We start from the raw sequence: 19,258 nt of genomic DNA, 5'->3' as shown, positions 1-19,258 counted from the left end.
TCCGAACAAGAACATTGCAAGAACAAAATAACAGCGTTATGGAGTCGCGCGGGTTCAAAACATGGAGGGTGTGATGATCGGCAGAAACATCAGGGCGGGGTGGGCCGTCGGCGCCGTGGCGCTGCTGGCGGCGTGCGGCAATGGCGGTTCGGCGGTCGAGACGCGCGACCGGGCGGCCGAAGGGGCCGAAGCGGTGCTGACCTCGGCGGCCGGAACGCCCGCCGCGGCGGCGGAGAGCCCGCAACGGGCCAAACCGGTCCTGACCGCCAACCGGCGCGAGACGGTGGACGCCAAGACGGCGCGGCTGTTCGCGCGTAACGGCGCGGACTTCGGAGCCACGACGGCGGAGGACTATCTGGCCAAGGTGCAGGCGTTCACGGGCCGTCCGCCGGCCGACGCCGAGCGGGTCGAACGGCCCAATGGCGACGTCCTGCTCTACCAGGCCTCGACCAATACCTTCGCCGTGGTGTCGCGCGACGGCGTGGCCAAGACCATGTTCAAGCCGCGCGAGGGCGCCGCCTACTGGGCGGAACAGAAGGCGGCCGCGCCCGACTTCGGGCGGCGGCGGTCCTCATCGTCCGGGTGAACCGGGCGGGAACGGGCCGTCAGGCCTCGTCCGTCTCCTTGCGGTCGGCCATGTCGCGGATCAGTTCCAGCGCCAGCTTCTGCTGCCGGGTCGACAGCTGGGGGGCCAGGCGGCTGATCTCGATCGTGTAGCGGGTGGCCGGAAAGTCGTGGTCGAAAGCCGCGCCGCCCTCGGCCATGCCGGCAAGCTGCGCCCCGTTCAGACCCTCGAAGAAATAGCCGATGTCGACCTTGAAGAAGCGGGCGATGTCCCAGAGCTTGGACGCCGAAATCCGGTTGGCGCCCTTTTCGTACTTCTGGATCTGCTGGAAGGTCAGGCCGAGCGCGCGACCGAGATCGCTCTGGTTATACCCGAGCGCCAATCGCTTCTCGCACACACGTCGTCCGACGTGCCGGTCCACCGGATGAGGTCCGTCCTCGCCCTTGCCTCTGGCCATCTCTGGTTATGCCCTTTCTTGGGTACGCCCCCGTTCTGAATGCGCCTGCTTGAGCCCGCTGTCACGGAAAAACGCGCCGTTTTTCCCCTGCCCACAACCATAGGTCGCGTAACCGCTTCAACCCCTCTCTGCTCACGGGAAAATTGCCCGAAGGGTGTAATTCAGGACTTGCGACGCAGGCGCCGTCCGACCGCCGGCGCCAGGGCGAGCAGCAGGCCGAGCCCGAACAGAAGATCGCCGAATCGCCCATAGAGCGTCACCCCGGCCGGGGCCGGCAGACGGGCGTCTATGACCCCGCTCTCGCCCGGTTCCAGCCGCTGATCGTCGATCACCCGGCCCCAGGGGTCGATCATGGCCGAGACCCCGGTCGGGGTCGAGCGGACCACCGGCAGGCCGGTCTCGATCGCCCGATAGCTGGCCAGGTTGAGGTGCTGCAGAGGCCCCGAGGTGCGCCCGAACCAGGCGTCGTTGGAGATGTTGACGATCCAGCGCGGCCGCTCGGCCGCCCCGGGCGTGAAGCCGGGATACAGGCTCTCGTAACAGATCAGCGGCTGAACCTGCGGCAGGCCGGGGACGGAGATCGGCGCGGGCCGGGGCCCGGCGCTGAAATCCAGCGGCATATGGGTCAGGCTGCGCACCCCCAGCGCGCCCAGAAGGTCGCCGGCCGGCAGGTATTCGCCGAACGGCACCAGCCGGTATTTGTCATAGGCGGCGGTGATCCTGAGACCCTCGCCGCCCTCGTCGGACAGGGCCAGCAGGCTGTTGTAGTAACGGGCCCCCTCCGACGCGGCGGGATCGGCCACGCCCCGGCCGAGGCCGAGGATCAGGGTCTGGCCCGGACGCACCGCCCGCGCGATGGCGGCGGCGTCGGGCGAGCCGGGGGCGAACACCTGATTGGCCGAGGCCGGCAGGGCCCCCTCCGGCCAGATGATCACGTCCGGCACCACCGCGCCGGGACGCGCCGTCAGATTCACATAGCGGTCGACGATGCCGCGATAGGCCTCGGGGGTCCATTTGGACTCCTGTGGCACGTCGGCCTGGACGATCCGCACCACCGTGTCGGTCAGGGCGGGGCGGGCCCCGGACAACCGCATCGTTCCGCCCACGATCAGGGCCGCCAGCGCCAGGGCGCCGAGAGCAGCCGCGCCGATGCGGGCCTTGCGCGGCCCCGGACCGGCCAGCGGTCCGAAGGCTGAGGCCGCCGCCACCGTCACCAGGCTGAGGCCATAGACGCCGGCCACGGCGGCGAACTGCGACGCGGCCGAGCCGGCCTTCCAGCTGGCCCCGGCCGGGTTCCACGGAAACCCGGTCAGCACATGGCCGCGCAGCCACTCCAGCAGGCAGAACAGGCCGGCGAAGACCAGCACCCGTCCCACCCCCGTCGGCGCGAACCGGCGGTACAGGGCCGTCGCCGCGCCCCAGAACACGCCCAGTCCGATCGGCAGCAGGGAGGCGGCGAACGGCGCCATCCATGCCTGCGCCGGATTGACCAGAAAGGCCTCGGCCACCCACCAGCAGCTGATGAAGAAATAGGAGAAGCCGGCCAGCCACCCCACCCAGAAGCCGCCGCGGGTGTTCATCGACCGCTCGGCCAGCAGCATCAGCAGCGGATAGCCCAGCAGGCCGGGCAGGACGCCGAACGGCGGATGGGCCAAGGCCGCGAGCGCGCCGGCGGCCAGCGCCAGGGCGACGCGGCCGAGGCGCAGGATCAGTCCGTCGCGGCGGGAAGCGGGATCAAGCTTGAGCATCGGCCCTGTATGGGTCGGCGACGCCCAGACTGGCAAGGATGGTCCGCTCTTCGGCCTCCATCGCCTCGGCCTCGGCCTCGTCTTCGTGATCGCGGCCCAGCAGGTGCAGGACGCCGTGAACGGTCAGATGCGACAGATGGTCCGCCAGTGTCTTGCCCTGGGCCTCCGCCTCCGCCGCGCACACCCCATAGGCGAGCACCAGATCGCCCAGGTGCGGCGCCGCGCTGGCCGCCGCCGGGAAGGACAACACATTGGTCGGCCGGTCGCGCTCGCGGAATCGGCCGTTGAGGTCCTGCACCGCGGCGTCATCGGTCAGCAGCACCACGACATCCCCGGACGCCGCGCCGAGGGCGGCCGCGGCGGCGCGCCCGACGACATCGGCCACGTCCGGCAGGGCGGCGCTCCAGGCGTCGTCCTCGATTTCGACCTCGATCATGCGTCCGGGTCTTCCAGATCGGCCGCCGGGCGATGCTTCGCCGCGTCGGCGTCATAGGCCCGAACGATACGCTCGACCATGGCGTGGCGGACCACGTCTTGGGCCTGGAAGCGCTGCACCCCGACCCCCTTCACATCCTCGAGGATGCGCAGGGCGTGGCGCAGGCCGGAGTCGCGCGGGTTCAGCAGGTCGATCTGCGACGGGTCGCCGGTCACCACCATCCGGGCGCCCTCGCCCAGCCGGGTCAGCACCATCTTCATCTGCAGCCGCGAGGTGTTCTGGGCCTCGTCGACGATGATGAAGGCGTGGGCCAGGGTCCGGCCGCGCATGAAGGCGATCGGCGCCGCCTCGATCTCGCCCTTGTCGCGCCGGCGGCGCACGTCGTCGGCCCCGAGGATGTCGTTCAGCGCCTCCCAGATCGGGGCCAGATAGGGATCGACCTTCTCGTTCAGGTCGCCGGGCAGGAAGCCCAGCTTCTCGCCCGCCTCGACCGCCGGCCGGGTGATGACCAGCCGGTCGACCTGCCCCCGCCGCAGCAGCGAGGCGCCATAGGCCGCCGCGAGGAAGGTCTTGCCCGTCCCCGCCGGACCGACTCCGAAGGTCAGTTCGCAGCGCGACAGCAGGTCCAGATAATTGGCCTGGGCCGCGGTCTTGGGGGCGATGGCCCCGCGCCGCCCGACCGGCAGGGCGATGGCGTTCGGCGCCACCGTCCCCTGCCCGGCCCGCGGCTGCGTCGCCGCCGCGCCGAGCGCCGTGCGCACATCCGCCTCGGTGATCTCGGCCCCGGTGGTCGAGCGCGCCGCGAGGGTCTCGATGACCCGCCGGGCCTGGGCCCGGTCGCGGGTCGAGCCATTGATGGTCACCCCGCCGCCGGGGGTCTCGACCAGCACCTTGTAGGCGTCCTCGATCAGGGCGATGTGGCGGCTGTGCGGCCCCGTGACGGCGCGCAGGGCGGCGTCGTCCAACGCCAGGAACTCACTCTCACGCGCCATACTAAAGGGTCCCTATCGCTCGACGCGCGGCGTCTCGCTGCATGAGGGACGCGCCTTCCTTGGTTATGAGCCGACCCGTCAGGGAGTTCTGCTGGCCGCGCTCGATCTCCACCGGAACGATCTGACCGATCAGATGATCCGCGTCATCGACATGGACCGACTGCAGCCACGGCGAGCGACCGATGGCCTGCGCCCCGTGCCGCCCCTTGCGTTCGAACAGCACCGGCACGGTCATCCCCGCCCGCGATTCATTGAAGGCCACCTGCTGCTCCGTGAGCAGGGCCTGCAACGCATGCAGCCGCGCGCGACTGACGGCGTCCGGAACCTGCGCCGCCATGGTCGCCGCCGGAGTGCCCGGGCGCGGCGAATACATGAAGGAGAAGGCGCTGGCGTAGTTCACCCGCCGCACCAGATCCATGGTCTGCTCGAAGTCCGCATCGGTCTCGCCCGGGAAGCCGACGATGAAATCGCCCGACAGCGCCATGTCCGGCCGCGCCGCCCGTATGCGCTCGACCAGATCGAAATATTTCTGCCGGCCGTGCTTGCGGTTCATCAGCCGCAGGATCCGGTCCGAGCCCGACTGCACCGGCAGGTGCAGATACGGCATCAGCGCCTCCAGCTCACCGTGGGCGGCGATCAGCTCGTCCGACATGTCGTTGGGATGGCTGGTCGTATAGCGGATCCGGTCCAGCCCCGGGATCTCCGCCAGCGCATACGCCAGCCGCGCCAGGCTCGACGGCTTCCCGTCCGGCCCCTCGCCGTCATAGGCGTTGACGTTCTGGCCCAGCAGGGTGACCTCGCGCACGCCACGGTCGGCAAGGGCCCGCGCCTCGGCCAGCACGTCCGCCACCGGCCGCGACCATTCGGCCCCGCGGGTGTAGGGCACCACGCAGAAGGTGCAGAATTTGTCGCAGCCCTCCTGCACCGTCAGGAAGGCCGTCACCCCCTCGCCGCCGCGCGGGATCTGCAGCGCGTCGAACTTCTCATTGGGCGCGAAATCGGCCCCGATGCGCTCGCCCCGCGCCCGCGCCGTGCGGGTCAGCAGCTCCGGCAGCTGATGATAGGCCTGCGGCCCGACCACCAGATCGACCGCCGGCTGTCGCCGCATGATCTCCTCGCCCTCGGCCTGGGCCACGCAGCCGGCCACGGCGATGGTCATCCGCGCCCGGCCCGCCGCCAGACGCAGGTCCCGCATCTCGCGCAGCTTGCCGAGCTCGGAATAGACCTTCTCGGCCGCCTTCTCGCGGATGTGGCAGGTGTTCAGGATGACGAAGTCCGCATCCTCGGCCGTGTCGGTCGGGGCGTAGCCCAGCGGGCGCAACACATCGGCCATGCGCTCCGAGTCATAGACGTTCATCTGGCAGCCGTAGGTCTTGATGAACAGCCGCTTCGGCGCGGCGCCCGCCTCGGTCGTCTCCGGCGCTGGAACAAGGGTCTCGGTCATGCGGCGACTTTTAGTGCGCCCGCGCCGTTCGCGCCATGGCCGGCGCTAGTCGAGGTCGGCCGGGTCGACCCGCGCCGCGTGGCGTTTGAAGATCAGGCCTTCGCGGCTGGACGGCTCGGCCCCCTCGATCGGCTTGCCGTAGAGCTCCAGCTTGTGGCCGATCAGTTCGAAGCCCAGCCGTTCGGCGATCTCGGTCTTCAGCCGTTCGATTTCGGCGTCGAAGAATTCGATCACCTCGCCCGACCGCGTATCGATCAGGTGGTCGTGGTGATCGTCCCCCGCCTCTTCATAGCGGCTGCGGCCATCGCCGAAGTCATGCTTCTCGACCACCCCGGCCTCCTCGAACAGGCGGACCGTGCGGTAGACGGTGGCGATCGAGATATGCGGATCGATCGACGAGGCGCGGCGGTACAGCTCCTCGACGTCCGGGTGGTCCTCGGCGGTCGACAGGACCCGGGCGATGACGCGCCGCTGCTCGGTCATGCGCATGCCGCGCTCGGCGCAGAGTTTCTCGATCCGGTCCATCCGGACAGAATAGGCGGGCCGGACGGTCTAGGGAAGCGTCCCGGCCAGGTCGAGCGCCAGAACGAGGGCGTCGCGCCGGGCGCCGTCCGCGCCGGGGTAGTAGCCCGGTCGCCGGCCCGCCTCGACGAAGCCCGCCCGCGCATACAGCGCCCGGGCCGCCTCATTGTCCCCGGCCACCTCGAGGAAGACCCGCACGGCGCCCCGGGCCGCCGCCGCCAGCACCCCCTCGCCGACCAGCCGCGCCCCCTGCCCGCCCCGCCGGGCCTCGGGCCGGACCGCCAGCGTCAGGATCTCCGCCTCGTCGGCCGCCGCCCGCATCAGGATGAAGCCGTCCCGGCTCTCGATCGCGAACACTCCCGGCTGATCCAGCAGGGCGGCGAAGGCGGCTGTGCTCCACGGCGAGTCATGCGATCCGGAGAAGGCCGCGGCGTGAATCGCGGCCAGATGCGCCGGGCGCTCGGCCGCACCCGTATCGGACGCCGGGCCCGTCATGCGCCGGGCGCGACCGGCCGGGGCTGGCCGGGCAGGCGACTGGGCGGCGTCGCATCGGGCGCGCGCAGATAGAGCGGGCGCGGCGGGTGGGTCGCCGGATCGGCCGCCGCCGCCAGCCGGGCCAGGGCCTCGGGCGCCGGCCCGTCCAGGTCGAGCGTCGCCGCCCCCTCGTCCGCCACCAGCGCCGCCCCGGAGCCGACCAGCCGGACATCCGGGCCCAGCGCCGCCGCCCGCGCTCGCGCCGCCTCGATCGACAGGGCCTCGGCCGGCCCCTGCGCGATCCCGTCGCGCCAGAAACGGGCGTAGACCTGACCCCGTCGGGCGTCGATCAGCGCCGCCATGGGGCCCGCCCCGCCCGCCGAAGCCGCCAGCCCGTCGAGGGTCGAGACGCCCACGACCGGAAGGCCCAGCGCCGCGCCCAGCCCCTGGGCGAAGGCCAGTCCGACCCTCAGCCCGGTGAACGATCCCGGCCCCGTCGTCACCCCGATGCGGTCCAGCCCCCCGAAACCGCCCGCCTCGGCCGCGGCGTCCCGCACCAGGCCCGCCAGCCGCTCCTGATGCCCCTTGGCCATAGCCTCCGAGCGCAGGCCGAGCGCACGCGCCACGCCGCCGGCCGGGCCGCCCTCGACCGCGAACACCGCGGCGCTGCACAGGCCGAGGGCTGTATCGATCACCAGTACCCTCACGACGCCGCCCCGCACCGGCCGGCGGTCAGTCGTCGCACGCCAGCGCCTGCACCACCCGCGCCACCGCCTTGCGCACCTCGCGATCCTCGATCAGCGGAAAGGCCGTCGCCACGGCCCGGCCGTCCAGCGTGGCGGTGATGGGACGCAGCGCCTCCCATCCGCTGTCGGCCGGCCCCCGCGCGGTCTCCACCGGCGGAAAGAAAGCCTCGACGGAGGTCGCCAGGACCGTCGCCACCCGATGCAGCCGCGAGGCCGAGATGCGGTTCTGGCCGGTCTCGTATTTCTGGACCTGCTGGAAGCTGATCCCGAGCTGCTGCGCCAGCGCCGTCTGCGACAGGCCGAGCGCCGAACGACGCAGGCTGATCCGTGCGCCGACATAGGTGTCGACCTTCTCCGGTTCGCCCGTCCTCCCCATCACGCCGCTCCTTCTGATCTGGACGGAACAGTTTCATGGAAACGGAACTGATGCAACCATTTCGTTTCATCTACACATCCAGCCGGGCCACAACCGCCGAGACCTGTCGCGTCTCCGACCGTTCGATCCGCTCCTCGCCGCCCGCGACCCCGCGCACCACCAAGGTCCCGGCGTCGCCATGTTCATAGAGGCCCACCCGGACCGCGCCGTCGGCCATCTCGATAACGCAGCCCTGACCCCGTCGCGGCCAGCGACCCGGCTCATATTCGAGCACCACGCCGGAGGCCGCCCACGGCGCCAGGTCGTCGTTCGACAGCTGCAGCCGCCGCCTCTCGAGAGGCGGCGCAGCGGCCCAGGCGCGGCCCGCCTCCGCCATGCCGTGGGCCGGCGTTTCTGGCGGCGCCGGCGCCTGCAGCTTCCGGGCCAGCGCCTCGGGCGAGGCCCCGAGCGCCGTGGTCATCCGACGCTGCACATCGGGGCGGAACAGCCCCGGCCGCTTGCCGGATTCATAGAGGCCCCAGCCCTGACTGGTCATGCCGACCCGCTCGCCGGCCTCGGCCTGGCTGAGCCCCGCCTCGTGGCGCAGGGCTGCGAGCGCCTCGCCGAGGCGCCGGGCGTCGCTGTCGCTCTCGAACCGGGGCATGGATTCATGATGGCGCCGTCCGCCCCCCGAAGCGAGGACGGATTTGTTTCAGCCGCGCGCAAGCCCCATCGCCGTCATCCTCGGGTCAAGCCGGGGATGACGGGAGAGAGGGTGACTCAGATCACCTGCTCGACCCGCGTCACTTCCGGCACATAGTGTTTCATCATCTGCTCGACCCCGGCCTTCAGCGTGGCCGAGGAGGACGGGCAGCCGGCGCAGGCCCCGCGCATGCGCAGGGACAGCACCCCGGTCTCGTGGTCGAAGGAGTCGAACAGGATGTCGCCGCCGTCCTGGGCCACGGCGGGGCGGACGCGGCTGTCCAGCAGGGCCTTGATCTCGGCCACCACCTCGTCGTCCTCGACGCCGGATGCGGCGACGTCAGCGCCGCCGTCGCGCATCAGCGCCGCGCCCGATACGAAATGATCCATGATCGCCGCAAGGATCGGCGCCTTCATCTGCGGCCAGTCCGGTCCGGCCGGATCGCGCGTCACCGAGACATAGTCGGCCCCGAAGAACACCCCGGTCACGCCCTCGAGCTGGAACACGCCCTCGGCCAGCGGCGACGCGGCCGCCTCATCTATGGTGCGGAACTCGCGCGGCTCGGCCGAGACATCGCGGCCGGGCAGGAATTTGAGCACGTTCGGATTGGGCGTGGGTTCGGTCTGGATGAACATGGCCGGTAAGTGCGCCCGCCGGCCCCCGGGTTCAAGGCGCCGGAGCGCCGCAGCATTCCTTCCCATCGAAGGAGGGGGCCCCGCTCAAGCCGGGAGGCGCCGCGCGCCGAGCCTCAACGCCCCTTGTTCATATCAGGCCAGATCCTCGATCTCTTTCTCGGTCAGCTCCCCCGGCACGATGGTCACCGGCAGTTTGCGGCCGGTGAAGGACGCCCCCTGCTTGACCACCGCGGCGACCAGAGGCCCCGGGGCGCTGGAGCCCGCCGCGAGCACCAGGATCTTGATGTCGGGATCCTCGGCCACGACCTTGCGGATGCACCCTTGCGGCTCGCCCCGCTCGATCACCAGCACGGGCGTCGAGCCCGACCGCTCCGCCGCCTCTGCGGCCCAGCCGCCCAGCGTGGCCTCGGCCTCGGCCCGGGTCTGGCGTTCGATCTCCTCGCGCACCCCGGCCCAGTGCGCGTCCGAGGCCGCCGGCGGAATGATGCGCAGCAGCACGACATGGCCGCCGGTCGAGCGCGCGCGCCGCGCCGCATAGCGCAGCGCCGACTCGAACTCCGGACTGTCGTCCACGACGACCAGGAATTTACGCGGCATCGGCGACCCTCTCCCTCACACCGCAGGCTAGCAGATCGAACCCGCCGGCGCGAAACGTCAGGCCGCGTCGGGCCGGCAGGTCCCGCAGAACCGACGACCACGGGTCAGCAGGACCGCTCCGATCACCCCGCCGACGAAGCGATCTCCCGGATGACCGCATTGGCGATGGTCAGCTTGGCGAAGGTCCAGCCCGAGCCCGAGGCCTCGATCTCGTCGACCGAGGCGCGCACCCCCTCCACCGTCTTCAGCCGCGGGCCGATCCAGCGGTCCACGGCCTGCTCAGCCGACAGTTCGGTGGATCCGGCGGAGGCGTCCGTCGAGCGGGCCACGGCCCGGGTCAGGACGACCTGCTCGTTCATCAGGTCCTCGATCATGCGCCGCACCGCCAGCCGGTCGAAATGGTCGGCCGAGGGCACCGCCCCCGCCGCCGCCCGCAGCCGGTCGAAGTCGAACGCCGCCCCGACCTGGTGGTACAGGGTGGCCATGGCCGGTTCCGGCCAGCCGGCCTCGCGGGCCAGGTCGCCGATATCCGCCGTGGCTACGAGCGGCCGCAGCATGGCCAGGTCGCGGGCGATGTCGGCGGGCGCGCCATAGCCGGTGAAGGCTGCGATCCGGGCCTCAAGCTGGGCCTGTTCGAACCGCGACAGCACCGCGCCTCCGGCGGCGCGCAGGGCGTCGGCGGACGGGCGGTAGGCGGCGATCAGACCGTCGACGGACGCCCCCTGGCGGGCCGCGCGGCGGGCCAGCCAGAAGGTCTGGCGGCGCAGCACGGTCGAGATTTCCCGATACAGAGCGATCTGGGCCTCGGCCGGGATCTTGAGGTCGAGGGCGGAGACCTGGTCCCAGGCCTGGTCGAGCCGGAACACCTGCCGCGCCGCCTCGAAGGCGATGACCATGGCCCCGGTGTCGCACTGGGCCGACAGCCTCAGACGCTCGGGGAAGGTCGGGCCGCACATGTTGACGATCTCGTTCGCCAGCACCGTCGAGACGATCTCGCGCTTCAGCCGGTGGCGCTGCATGTCCGCCTCAAACTTCGCCAGCGGGCCGGGGAAGTAGCGCACGAGGGTCTGTTTGAAGAAGGGGTCGTCCGGCGCGCCCGAGGCGACGATGTCGTCGAACAGCTCCAGCTTGGAATAGGCCGTCAGCACCGCCAGCTCCGGCCGCGTCAGCGCCTGTCCGGCCGTCTTCATCTCGGCCAGTCTGACGTCGTCGGGCAGGCCCTCGACCTTGCGGTCCAGCTTACCCTTGCCGCCCAGCCACTGCATGAAGCGCTGCTGCGAATCCAGCGCGCCCGGCCCTTCCGCCTGCTGCAGGCTGAGGGCCAGGGTCTGGTCGTAGTTGTGGACCAGCACCTTCAGCCCGACCTCTTCGGTCATCGACGCCAGCAGGGCGTTGCGGTCGGCCGACTTCAGGGCGCCCGAGGCGATCGCCGCCCCGGTCAGGATCTTGATGTTGACCTCGTGGTCCGAGGAATCCACGCCGGCCGAGTTGTCGATCGCATCGGTGTTGATGCGGCCGCCGTTGCGGGCGAAGGCGATGCGGCCGGCCTGGGTCATGCCCAGGTTGGCGCCCTCGCCGATCACCTGGGCGCGGACTTCGCCGCCGTCGACGCGGATGGCGTCATTGGCCTTGTCGCCGACCTGGGCGTCCGTCTCGTGCGGCGCCTTCACATAGGTGCCGATGCCGCCGAAATAGAGCAGCTCGGCCGGCGCCTTCAGGATCGCCTTCATCAGCGCGGGCGGGTCCAGCACGTCCTCGGCGATATCCAGCGCCGCCTTGATCTCGGGCGACAGCTCGATCGACTTGGCCGAACGCGGGAACACCCCGCCGCCCTTGGAGATCTTCGCCTTGTCGTAGTCCTGCCACGACGAGCGCGGCAGTTTGAACATCCGGTCCCGCTCGACCCACGAGATGGCCGGATCGGGGTTCGGGTCGATGAAGATGTCGCGGTGGTCGAAGGCCGCGACCAGTTTGATCGCCTTCGACAGCAGCATGCCGTTGCCGAACACGTCGCCGCTCATGTCGCCGACGCCGACCACGGTGAAGGGCTCGGTCTGGATGTCCTTGCCCATCTCGCGGAAGTGGCGCTTGACCGCTTCCCAGGCGCCGCGGGCGGTGATGCCCATTTCCTTGTGGTCGTAGCCGACTGAACCGCCCGAGGCGAAGGCGTCATCCAGCCAGAAGCCGTAGTCGGCCGAGATGCCGTTGGCGATGTCCGAGAAGGTCGCCGTGCCCTTGTCGGCGGCCACGACCAGATAGGGGTCGTCGCCCTCCCACAGCACCACCCCGGCGGGGTGCGCCACCGAGCCGTCGGCGAGGATGTTGTCGGTGATGTCCAGCAGGCCCGACAGGAAGGTCCGGTAGGCCCGGATCGCCTCGGCCTGCTGGGCGTCGCGGTCGCCGCCGGCGCGCACGATGGCCGGCAGGCCCTTCGGATAGAAGCCGCCCTTCGAGCCCACCGGCACGATGACGGCGTTCTTGACCTGCTGCGCCTTGACCAGCCCCAGAACCTCGGTGCGGAAGTCGTCGCGCCGGTCGGACCAGCGCAGGCCGCCGCGCGCCACCGGGCCGAAGCGCAGGTGCACGCCCTCGACATGCGGGGCCCAGACGAAGATCTCGCGGAACGGCTTGGGCAGCGGCAGGTCGTCCAGCTCGCGCGAGGCGATCTTGATCGAGATGTGCGGCTTCGGTTCGCCGTCCGGCCCGGTCTGGAAATAGTTGGTCCGCTTGATCGCCAGCACCAGCAGCGCCAGCCGGCGCAGCGCCCGGTCGTGGTCGAGGCTCTTCACCGCCTGCAGCAGCGCCATCAGCTTGTCGGACTGCTCGGTCACGGCAGCCGCGCGGGCCTTGGCGTCGCCGCCGACCGCCGGATCGAATTTGGCGTGGAACAGCGACACCAGACCGCGCGCCACCGCCGGATAGTCGCGCAGCGCCTCTTCCTGCACCGCCTGGCTCGGATCGAGACCGGTCTGCTGACGATAGCGGGCGAGGGTGCGCACCAGCGCCGCCTCGCGCCAGCCCACGCCCAGCTCCAGCACCAGCCGGTTGAAGCCGTCGCTCTCGGTCCGCCCGGTCCAGACCGCCGCGAAGGCCTGTTCGAACGGCGCGCGCACGTCGTCGAAATGCAGGTCGCCGCCGCGCGGGTCCTCGAGCAGGAATTCGTGCACGTGGATTTCCGGTCCGCCCAGAGGCGCCAGCGAATGGCCCCACTCCTCGAGCGTCTTCAGCCCCATGTCGGCGAGGATCGGCAGCACGTCCGACAACGGCACCGCCGCGCCGCGGCGATACAGTTTGAAGCGGAAGTTCAGCGGTCCGTCGGCCTCGGTGCGGAATGCCCGCACCGCCACCGGCTCGCCGCCATCGTTCAGGCCGGACTCATTCAGCTGGTCCGCCGCCTGCAGGTCCCGCACCGCCTCGTCGGCGTCGTAGCGGTCGCGATAGCCGGCCCCGAAGGCCCAGGCCCAGCGGGCGCTGAGCGGCCCGACCTGGACGTCGTCGACATCGGCCGTGCGCAGGGCGCTCTCGAAGCGGTCGACCCAGCTGCGGCCCGCCTCGGCGATCTCGGCGTCCAGCTCGGCCGGGTCCGGGCACGGGTGTTCGCCCGGGGTCACGCCGATGATGTAGTGGATGCGCACCAGCGGCTGGTCCGACAGCTGCGGATACCAGGCCGACAGACGCCCGCCCCAGGCCTTGGCCAGGATCCGGCCGATGCGCTCGCGCACCCCCGGATTGAACCGCTCGCGCGGAATGAAGGTCAGCACCGAGACGAAACGGTCGAACGGGTCCTTGCGGGTGAAGCTCTTGATCCGCGGCCGGTCGTGCAGATGCAGGATGCCGAGGGCGATCTCCAGCAGCTCGTCCTCGCCGATCTGGAAGAGCTCGTCGCGCGGATAGTTTTCGAGGATGTTCTTCAGCCGCTTGTGGCTGTGCGTGCCCGCCGCCTTGCCCGCCCGGGCCAGGGCATTGGCCACCTTGCGCCGCAGCAGCGGCACCTCGTTGGCGGTCTTGTCATAGGCCTCGGCGGTGAACAGGCCGACGAACCGGGTCTCGCCCGACGCCTTGCCGTCCGGCCCGAACCGCTTGACCCCGATATAGTCCATGTAGGCCCGGCGATGGACCCGCGAGCGGGCGTTGGCCTTGGCCACCGTCACCGGCTCCGACAGGTTCAGCTGCTTCTTCATCGACCGGGTCAGCACGGCCGGCTCATTGGCGCGGCGCAGCACGGTGCGGCCCGGATCAGCCAGCACGCCGAGGCCCGCGCCCGACTGCGACAGCGGCGCCTCGGCCTCATAGCCGCCGTCCTTCGTGCGCGGATAGTCGTAGTCGCGCGCGCCGAGGAAGACGAAATGATCGGCCTCGAGCCAGCGCAGGAAGGCCAGGTTCTCGGCCAGGATGTCCGGATCGACGCCCGCGACGCCGCCCTCCAGATGCGCGATCGAGCGCGCCATCAGGGCGTTCATCGCCGCATGGTCGGCGACGGCGGCGCGCACGTCGGCCATGGTCGCGGCCAGACTCTCGCCCAGGGCGTCGCGGCGCTCCTGGGGCACCGGCTCCATCACCACGATGATCACCGAGGTGCGCACGCCGTCCATCGCCACGATCGGGTGGAACATCGAGCGCACCGTGACCCCGGCCTCGGCCAGCTCGCCCATGACGCTGTCGACCAGGAAGGGCCGGTCGTCCTGAACGATGGCGATGGCGTCGTAGCCCGTGGCCCGGCCGTCCGCCCCGGTCAGCGGCCCGAGGGTGATCAGGGCCGCCTCGCCGGGCTTGCGCCCGGCCGCCGACTTCCACACCGTGGCCAGCAGATGGGCCAGGTCCGCGCCGCCCAGCTCCGGGGCCTCGTCGGCGACATAGTCCTCGTGGGCCTGGGTCAGGTAGGAACGGGCTTCCTCGCCGCCCGCGCCGCCGACCGCGGTGACGAAGCTCGCCTCCAGCGCCTCCAGCGTGATCGCCTGAGGGAGCGTGGGGGCGGAAGCGCCGGGCATGGGGGACTCTTTGCGGAACGCGGCCGCTGTCGGGCCGCCGGGGACGTCGCCAGACTAGGCCGCTTCGCCGCTTCGGCAAGCCGCCCGTCCGACCCGGCTCCACTAGGACAGGCCGACGCGTGCGGGAAGCCCCAAAACGACGAAGGCCGGCCCCTTTCGGAGCCGGCCTCGCCAGATGACTGCAGGTGTTCCGACGTCCTAGAAGCGGACGTTCATCCCGAGGCGGAAGCCGTGGGTCTTGAACGAGTCGGTCGACCGGATCATGTCCGTGCCCGTCGTGTTCGGGGCCAGGATGAAGGGGTTGGTCGCCGGCGTGGTCCCGTTGCTCGCGACGCGGATGTTGTATTCGCCCGTCTCCAGGTCCGAGTAGATGTACTCGCCCGTGACGGTGAGGCTGGGCGCCAGGCGCCATTCCACGCCGCCGCCGAACTGGTAGCCGTCGGCGTCGTCCTCATCCGTCGTCACCGTGAAGCTGTTGGCGGTGTTGTTGGTGACGAAGCTGTTCTCGACCTTGCCGTAGGCGACGCCGCCGGTGGCGTAGATCAGGGCCGGGCCGGCCGCGAAGCCGACGCGGGCGCGCAGGGCGGCCATGTGATCGAGATTGCGGGTGAAGCTGTAGTAGGCCGGAGTCGTGCTGAAGCCCGTGACGCTGTCCTCGACGTCCGTTCCGGCCACTTCGCCGACCGCGCCGACGACCCAGCGGCCGAACTGCATGTCATAGCCCAGCCGCACGCCGCCCTCGACGCCCGATCCGTCGGTGTCGCACGGACCCGCGCCGGTTCCGCTGACCTGATCCGCGCAGAAGCCCGGGCTGAAGGCGTTGGCGCCGCCCGCGGTCACCACGGAGTCGTCATAGGTCCCGTCCAGGTCGCGATCGAAGCGCAGGGTTTCGTTGTCGTCGTCGTTGGGCTGAACGAAGCCGCCGAACACGCCGATATAGGGGCCGGACCAGTCAGGCGCGGTCTGGGCGAGGGCCGGGGCGGCGACGCCGGCCAGCAGAAGCGCCACGGAGGCGGCGGAGACGGTCTTCAACATGGATATGTGTCCTTGAAATCGAGCAGCCCCCTCCTCGGCCGCACCAACGTGACCGCTGCGATCCCGTTCCCGATCGGACGACGATATGTGGCGTTCACGCCACTCGCGTCCGGGAACGTGTTATTTTCGCATCAGGTGCAGGTGGCGGAAACGACAAGGCCGCCGGACTTTCGTCCGGCGGCCTGTTCGGACCGGCGCCCAGGAGGGGAGGGGTGGCGCCGATCTCGCGCCGCGGCCTTGGGGGGAGGGGAGCCGCGGCGACAGGGTTGAGATAGGGGCCGGTTGTGGCCAATCAAGGGCGCGAAAGAGGGGTCAATCGGCCTTGGGCTGCGGCGGGTTGACGCGGCGCCGCGGCGACGCCGGCTCGCCGTCCGCGTCGGCGTAGGGCTCCCCGTCTCCGGACAGCAGGATGGCCATCCAGCGCGAGCCCTGGAACTCCGCCAGTATGGCCATGGCCATGACCGCCAGCGGCGTCGACAGGAACATGCCGACCACCCCCCAGACCTTGCCCCAGAAGGCCAGCGCCAGCAGCACCACCACCGGGTCGATGTTCTGGTTGTCGCCCTGCATGCGCGGCTGGATGATATTGCCGCTGATGAACAGGATGGACTGCAACCCGATCAGCAGGATCGCCGCCGGCCAGTAGCTCTCGAACTGGACCAGGGCGAACAGCGGCGGGGCCAGTCCGGCCACCGCCCCGCCCAGCACCGGAATGAAGCCGACCACGAAGATGACGAAGGTCCAGAACTCGGCGTTCTGCAGGCCGACGGCGCGCATCAGCAGCCAGGCCGCGGCGCAGATCATCGCCCCGGTGACGGTCTGGACCCACAGATAGCCCTCGACCCCGCCGCGGACGCGCTGGAACACCTCCAGCGCCTCGCCCCGGGCCGTGCGGTCAGGGAACATGCCGACGATCTTGCGCCGGAAGCCCGACTGCGAGGCCAGCAGGAAGGTCAGATAGACCATGACGAAGAAGGCCCCGGTCAGCACGCCCTGGGCCTGCATCGCCGCGTCGGTCAGATAGCGGCGCACGTCCAGCTGGGTCATCAGCTCGGCCGCCGTCGGCACGGTGTCGACGCCCAGCAGCCGCCCGCCGTCGATCAGGATCTGGTCGATGCGCGGGCCGATCCGCGACGTCACCCCGGTGGCTTCGTCGAAGAAGCCCGCCGCGCCGTTCACGATGATGCCGATCGAGGCGAAGAAGCCGAGCGTGACCACGATCAGCGCCGTCGCGCCAGCCAGATGGGAAGGAACCGGCGTCCGCTCCTCGATGAACCGCTTCACCCCGTCGATCATGATCAGCAGGAAGATGGCCATGGCCAGCGGCGTCAGAATGTCCCGCAGCCAGTAGACCGCCGCGCCCATGGCGACGACGGCGATCGCCACGAGGGCGTTGCGGGCCACCGACGAGGTGGGAAGGCTGATCGGGGCTTTCATCGCCATATGGTCAGGGTCCCCGCCCGCGCCGTCAATCGCCCTTGAACCGCCGCGCCGGCCAGTAGAGCATGAGCGCCGATCCCCTTCAGGAGTTCCCATGCCCGACGCCCTTCCCGACCTGTTCCTCGGCCAGTCTCCGACGGACGGCGGCGGCCAGGCCGAAGTTCTGCTGCTGAACCGCGCCAACCGTCACGGCGTGGTCGCCGGGGCCACCGGCACCGGCAAGACCGTGACCCTGCAGATCATGGCCCAGGGCTTTTCCGACGCCGGCGTCCCCGTCTTCTGCGCCGACGTCAAGGGCGACCTGTCCGGCATCTGCGTGCCGGGCTCCCCCAATGAGAAGCTGCTGGCCCGGGCGGCCGGCATGGGTCTGACCCTCCAGCCGAAGGCGGCGCCGGTCGTGTTCTGGGACCTCTATGGTCTCAAGGGCCACCCGATCCGCACCACCGTCAGCGAGATCGGCCCCCTGCTGCTGGCCCGCATGCTGAACCTCAACGACGTCCAGGAAGGCGTGCTGTCGGTGGTCTTCCACGTCGCCGACAAGGAGGGCCTGCTTCTCCTCGACCTCGACGACCTGCGCGCCCTGCTGGTCCATGTCGGCGAGAACGCCGAGCGCATCGGCCGCGAGGTCGGCAATGTCGCCCCCGCCTCCATCGCCGCCATCCAGCGCTCGATCCTCCAGCTCGAGCAGCAGGGCGGCAAGGCCTTCTTCGGCGAGCCGGCCCTGCGGCTGGAAGACATGATGCGGACGGGGCTCGACGGCCGCGGCCAGGTCAATGTGCTGGACGCGACGAAGCTGATGGCCAGCCCGCGCCTCTACGCCGCCTTCCTGCTGTGGCTGCTGTCCGAGCTGTTCGAACAGCTGCCCGAGGTCGGCGACCCGGACAAACCCCGCCTCGTCTTCTTCTTCGACGAGGCCCATCTGCTGTTCACCGACGCCCCTGACGCCCTGCGCGAAAAGGTCGAGCAGGTGGTGCGCCTGATCCGTTCCAAGGGCGTCGGCGTCTACTTCGTCACCCAGAACCCCGCCGACATTCCCGACAGCGTCCTGGCCCAGCTCGGCAACCGCATCCAGCACGCCCTGCGGGCCTACACCCCGTCCGAACAGCGCGGCCTGAAGGCGGCGTCCGACAGCTTCCGCGTCAATCCCGCCTTCGACACCGCCGAGGCCATCCAGTCGCTCGGCGTCGGCGAGGCCCTGGTCTCGACCCTCGACGAAAAGGGCGCGCCCCATGTCGTCGCCCGCACCATGATCCGTCCGCCCGACAGCCGCCTCGGTCCCGCCACCGACGCCGAACGCGCCGCCGTCATGGCCGCCAGCCCGGTGCGCGGCCTCTACGACACGCCCGTCGACCGCGAGTCCGCCGAGGAGATCCTGATGGCCCGCCGCGGCGAGGCCGACCAGGCCGCCGCCGAGGCGAAGCTGGCCGAGGCCCGGGCGAAGGCCGACGCCGCCGCAGCCAGGGACGCCGAAAAGGCCGCCGCCGCCCGGGCGAAGGAACAGGCCCGCCTCGACCGCGAGGCCGCCCGGGCCCGCGCGCCGGCCCGCCGCTCGACCCGCGAAACCCCGATCGAGGCGGCGACCAAGTCGGTGCTCCGCACGGCGGGATCGACCCTCACCCGCGAAATCCTGCGCGGCATCCTCGGCGGCATGCGGCGGCGGTGATGAGAGCCCTCTCCCGATGGGAGAGGGCTTGAGCGCACGACCGCCTGGCGGTCGTCCTTGCGCGAAAGGGTGAGGGTCGATCGCCGGCGTTCGGCGCAAGCTTTCGTCCTGTCAGGCGCAGCGGCTGACGCCGACTGACACAGCCGACCCACATCCGACGGGGCTCCGCCCCGCCACCTTCTCCCATCGGGAGAAGGACGCGCAAGCGCCTGACGCTGTGCTGGCGATCCGCGAAAACATAGTCGGGTTCAGCGGACAAACTCCCGAGTTTCCAGACGCCTCGCCGTTTCTAGAACCCATCTTCCATCCGGACAGGCCGGCGGGCGCATAATGCCGCCCGTCCTGTCGCCGCGGCAGGCCCCGGTCTTTGACAACCGCATTCCCGCCGCACCGTCCGAGGCGCGCCGATATAGACTCTGCCGACTCTGCACCCCGGTTTTTGCGCCGCCGATGCCGAC

At 70.7% G+C, this 19,258-nt stretch carries 17 protein-coding genes; 2 read left to right on the top strand and 15 right to left on the bottom strand.

Annotated elements, in window-relative coordinates; genetic code table 11:
- The first annotated feature begins 73 nt into the window (after nt 1-73).
- The gene (locus V6M45_RS09435) at nt 74-586 is read left to right on the top strand and encodes an S-type pyocin family protein (protein ID WP_332655805.1); all 513 of its coding nucleotides are present in this window, start codon (nt 74-76) and stop codon (nt 584-586) included.
- Nucleotides 587-605: 19 nt separating this feature from the next.
- Here V6M45_RS09435 and V6M45_RS09430 read toward each other — a convergent pair whose 3' ends face one another.
- The 15 genes from V6M45_RS09430 to V6M45_RS09360 form a co-directional block, all read right to left on the bottom strand.
- Nucleotides 606-1,022, bottom strand: a complete 417-nt coding sequence (locus tag V6M45_RS09430) for a helix-turn-helix domain-containing protein (protein ID WP_332655802.1) — start codon at nt 1,020-1,022, stop codon at nt 606-608.
- A 161-nt stretch (nt 1,023-1,183) separates the two neighbouring features.
- Nucleotides 1,184-2,770, bottom strand: a complete 1,587-nt coding sequence (lnt, locus tag V6M45_RS09425) for an apolipoprotein N-acyltransferase (RefSeq protein WP_332655800.1) — start codon at nt 2,768-2,770, stop codon at nt 1,184-1,186.
- Nucleotides 2,757-3,206: an rRNA maturation RNase YbeY gene (ybeY, locus tag V6M45_RS09420; protein ID WP_332655797.1), complete on the bottom strand. Its 450-nt coding sequence runs from the start codon at nt 3,204-3,206 to the stop codon at nt 2,757-2,759. The genes lnt and ybeY overlap by 14 nt, the downstream gene beginning before the upstream one ends.
- A complete protein-coding gene (locus V6M45_RS09415; protein WP_332655795.1) occupies nt 3,203-4,198 on the bottom strand; it encodes a PhoH family protein in 996 nt (331 codons plus the stop codon). The genes ybeY and V6M45_RS09415 overlap by 4 nt, the downstream gene beginning before the upstream one ends.
- Nucleotide 4,199: 1 nt before the next feature.
- Complete coding sequence (gene miaB, locus V6M45_RS09410) at nt 4,200-5,642, bottom strand: tRNA (N6-isopentenyl adenosine(37)-C2)-methylthiotransferase MiaB (protein WP_332655794.1); 1,443 nt, start codon at nt 5,640-5,642, stop codon at nt 4,200-4,202.
- A gap of 45 nt (nt 5,643-5,687) precedes the next feature.
- The gene (locus V6M45_RS09405; protein ID WP_332655792.1) at nt 5,688-6,167 is read right to left on the bottom strand and encodes a Fur family transcriptional regulator; all 480 of its coding nucleotides are present in this window, start codon (nt 6,165-6,167) and stop codon (nt 5,688-5,690) included.
- A gap of 27 nt (nt 6,168-6,194) precedes the next feature.
- Entirely contained in the window at nt 6,195-6,659 is a 465-nt protein-coding gene (locus V6M45_RS09400; RefSeq protein ID WP_332655790.1) for a GNAT family N-acetyltransferase, read from the bottom strand.
- Nucleotides 6,656-7,345 (bottom strand): tRNA (adenosine(37)-N6)-threonylcarbamoyltransferase complex dimerization subunit type 1 TsaB, encoded by a 690-nt coding sequence (gene tsaB / locus V6M45_RS09395; protein ID WP_332655788.1) that lies wholly within the window; start codon nt 7,343-7,345, stop codon nt 6,656-6,658. Before tsaB ends, V6M45_RS09400 begins: the two co-directional genes overlap by 4 nt.
- 25 nt (nt 7,346-7,370) lie before the next feature.
- Nucleotides 7,371-7,760 carry a helix-turn-helix domain-containing protein gene (locus V6M45_RS09390; protein ID WP_332655786.1) on the bottom strand — a complete coding sequence of 130 codons (390 nt, stop codon included), beginning with the start codon at nt 7,758-7,760 and terminating at the stop codon, nt 7,371-7,373.
- A 70-nt stretch (nt 7,761-7,830) separates the two neighbouring features.
- Nucleotides 7,831-8,403 carry a helix-turn-helix domain-containing protein gene (locus tag V6M45_RS09385; RefSeq protein ID WP_332655784.1) on the bottom strand — a complete coding sequence of 191 codons (573 nt, stop codon included), beginning with the start codon at nt 8,401-8,403 and terminating at the stop codon, nt 7,831-7,833.
- 116 nt (nt 8,404-8,519) lie between these two features.
- Complete coding sequence (locus V6M45_RS09380) at nt 8,520-9,077, bottom strand: NifU family protein (protein WP_332655782.1); 558 nt, start codon at nt 9,075-9,077, stop codon at nt 8,520-8,522.
- 132 nt (nt 9,078-9,209) lie between these two features.
- The gene (locus V6M45_RS09375) at nt 9,210-9,674 is read right to left on the bottom strand and encodes a universal stress protein (protein ID WP_332655781.1); all 465 of its coding nucleotides are present in this window, start codon (nt 9,672-9,674) and stop codon (nt 9,210-9,212) included.
- A 122-nt stretch (nt 9,675-9,796) separates the two neighbouring features.
- Nucleotides 9,797-14,662, bottom strand: coding sequence for an NAD-glutamate dehydrogenase (locus V6M45_RS09370; RefSeq protein WP_332655780.1), 4,866 nt, complete (start codon nt 14,660-14,662; stop codon nt 9,797-9,799).
- 198 nt (nt 14,663-14,860) lie between these two features.
- The gene (locus V6M45_RS09365) at nt 14,861-15,697 is read right to left on the bottom strand and encodes an outer membrane protein (RefSeq protein ID WP_332655778.1); all 837 of its coding nucleotides are present in this window, start codon (nt 15,695-15,697) and stop codon (nt 14,861-14,863) included.
- A 312-nt stretch (nt 15,698-16,009) separates the two neighbouring features.
- Nucleotides 16,010-17,140 (bottom strand): AI-2E family transporter, encoded by a 1,131-nt coding sequence (locus tag V6M45_RS09360; protein WP_332655776.1) that lies wholly within the window; start codon nt 17,138-17,140, stop codon nt 16,010-16,012.
- Nucleotides 17,141-17,231: 91 nt separating this feature from the next.
- Between V6M45_RS09360 and V6M45_RS09355 the strand changes: the two genes are divergently transcribed.
- Nucleotides 17,232-18,800: a helicase HerA-like domain-containing protein gene (locus tag V6M45_RS09355; protein WP_332655773.1), complete on the top strand. Its 1,569-nt coding sequence runs from the start codon at nt 17,232-17,234 to the stop codon at nt 18,798-18,800.
- Nucleotides 18,801-19,258: the final 458 nt, after the last annotated feature.

Source organism: Brevundimonas sp., assembly GCF_036676055.1.
GTDB lineage: Bacteria > Pseudomonadota > Alphaproteobacteria > Caulobacterales > Caulobacteraceae > Brevundimonas.
This window is presented reverse-complemented; position numbering and strand designations above follow the sequence as displayed.

What these genes read in the sequence shown, in the direction of transcription:
- ybeY (WP_332655797.1), bottom strand. Translation starts at nt 3,206, where the DNA reads ATGATCGAGGTCGAAATCGAGGACGACGCCTGGAGCGCCGCCCTGCCG.
- miaB (WP_332655794.1), bottom strand. Translation starts at nt 5,642, where the DNA reads ATGACCGAGACCCTTGTTCCAGCGCCGGAGACGACCGAGGCGGGCGCC.
- V6M45_RS09385 (WP_332655784.1), bottom strand. Translation starts at nt 8,403, where the DNA reads ATGCCCCGGTTCGAGAGCGACAGCGACGCCCGGCGCCTCGGCGAGGCG.
- V6M45_RS09390 (WP_332655786.1), bottom strand. Translation starts at nt 7,760, where the DNA reads ATGGGGAGGACGGGCGAACCGGAGAAGGTCGACACCTATGTCGGCGCA.
- V6M45_RS09430 (WP_332655802.1), bottom strand. Translation starts at nt 1,022, where the DNA reads ATGGCCAGAGGCAAGGGCGAGGACGGACCTCATCCGGTGGACCGGCAC.
- V6M45_RS09415 (WP_332655795.1), bottom strand. Translation starts at nt 4,198, where the DNA reads ATGGCGCGTGAGAGTGAGTTCCTGGCGTTGGACGACGCCGCCCTGCGC.
- V6M45_RS09380 (WP_332655782.1), bottom strand. Translation starts at nt 9,077, where the DNA reads ATGTTCATCCAGACCGAACCCACGCCCAATCCGAACGTGCTCAAATTC.
- V6M45_RS09435 (WP_332655805.1), top strand. Translation starts at nt 74, where the DNA reads ATGATCGGCAGAAACATCAGGGCGGGGTGGGCCGTCGGCGCCGTGGCG.
- V6M45_RS09400 (WP_332655790.1), bottom strand. Translation starts at nt 6,659, where the DNA reads ATGACGGGCCCGGCGTCCGATACGGGTGCGGCCGAGCGCCCGGCGCAT.
- V6M45_RS09375 (WP_332655781.1), bottom strand. Translation starts at nt 9,674, where the DNA reads ATGCCGCGTAAATTCCTGGTCGTCGTGGACGACAGTCCGGAGTTCGAG.
- V6M45_RS09405 (WP_332655792.1), bottom strand. Translation starts at nt 6,167, where the DNA reads ATGGACCGGATCGAGAAACTCTGCGCCGAGCGCGGCATGCGCATGACC.
- V6M45_RS09360 (WP_332655776.1), bottom strand. Translation starts at nt 17,140, where the DNA reads ATGGCGATGAAAGCCCCGATCAGCCTTCCCACCTCGTCGGTGGCCCGC.
- V6M45_RS09365 (WP_332655778.1), bottom strand. Translation starts at nt 15,697, where the DNA reads ATGTTGAAGACCGTCTCCGCCGCCTCCGTGGCGCTTCTGCTGGCCGGC.
- V6M45_RS09370 (WP_332655780.1), bottom strand. Translation starts at nt 14,662, where the DNA reads ATGCCCGGCGCTTCCGCCCCCACGCTCCCTCAGGCGATCACGCTGGAG.
- V6M45_RS09355 (WP_332655773.1), top strand. Translation starts at nt 17,232, where the DNA reads ATGCCCGACGCCCTTCCCGACCTGTTCCTCGGCCAGTCTCCGACGGAC.
- lnt (WP_332655800.1), bottom strand. Translation starts at nt 2,770, where the DNA reads ATGCTCAAGCTTGATCCCGCTTCCCGCCGCGACGGACTGATCCTGCGC.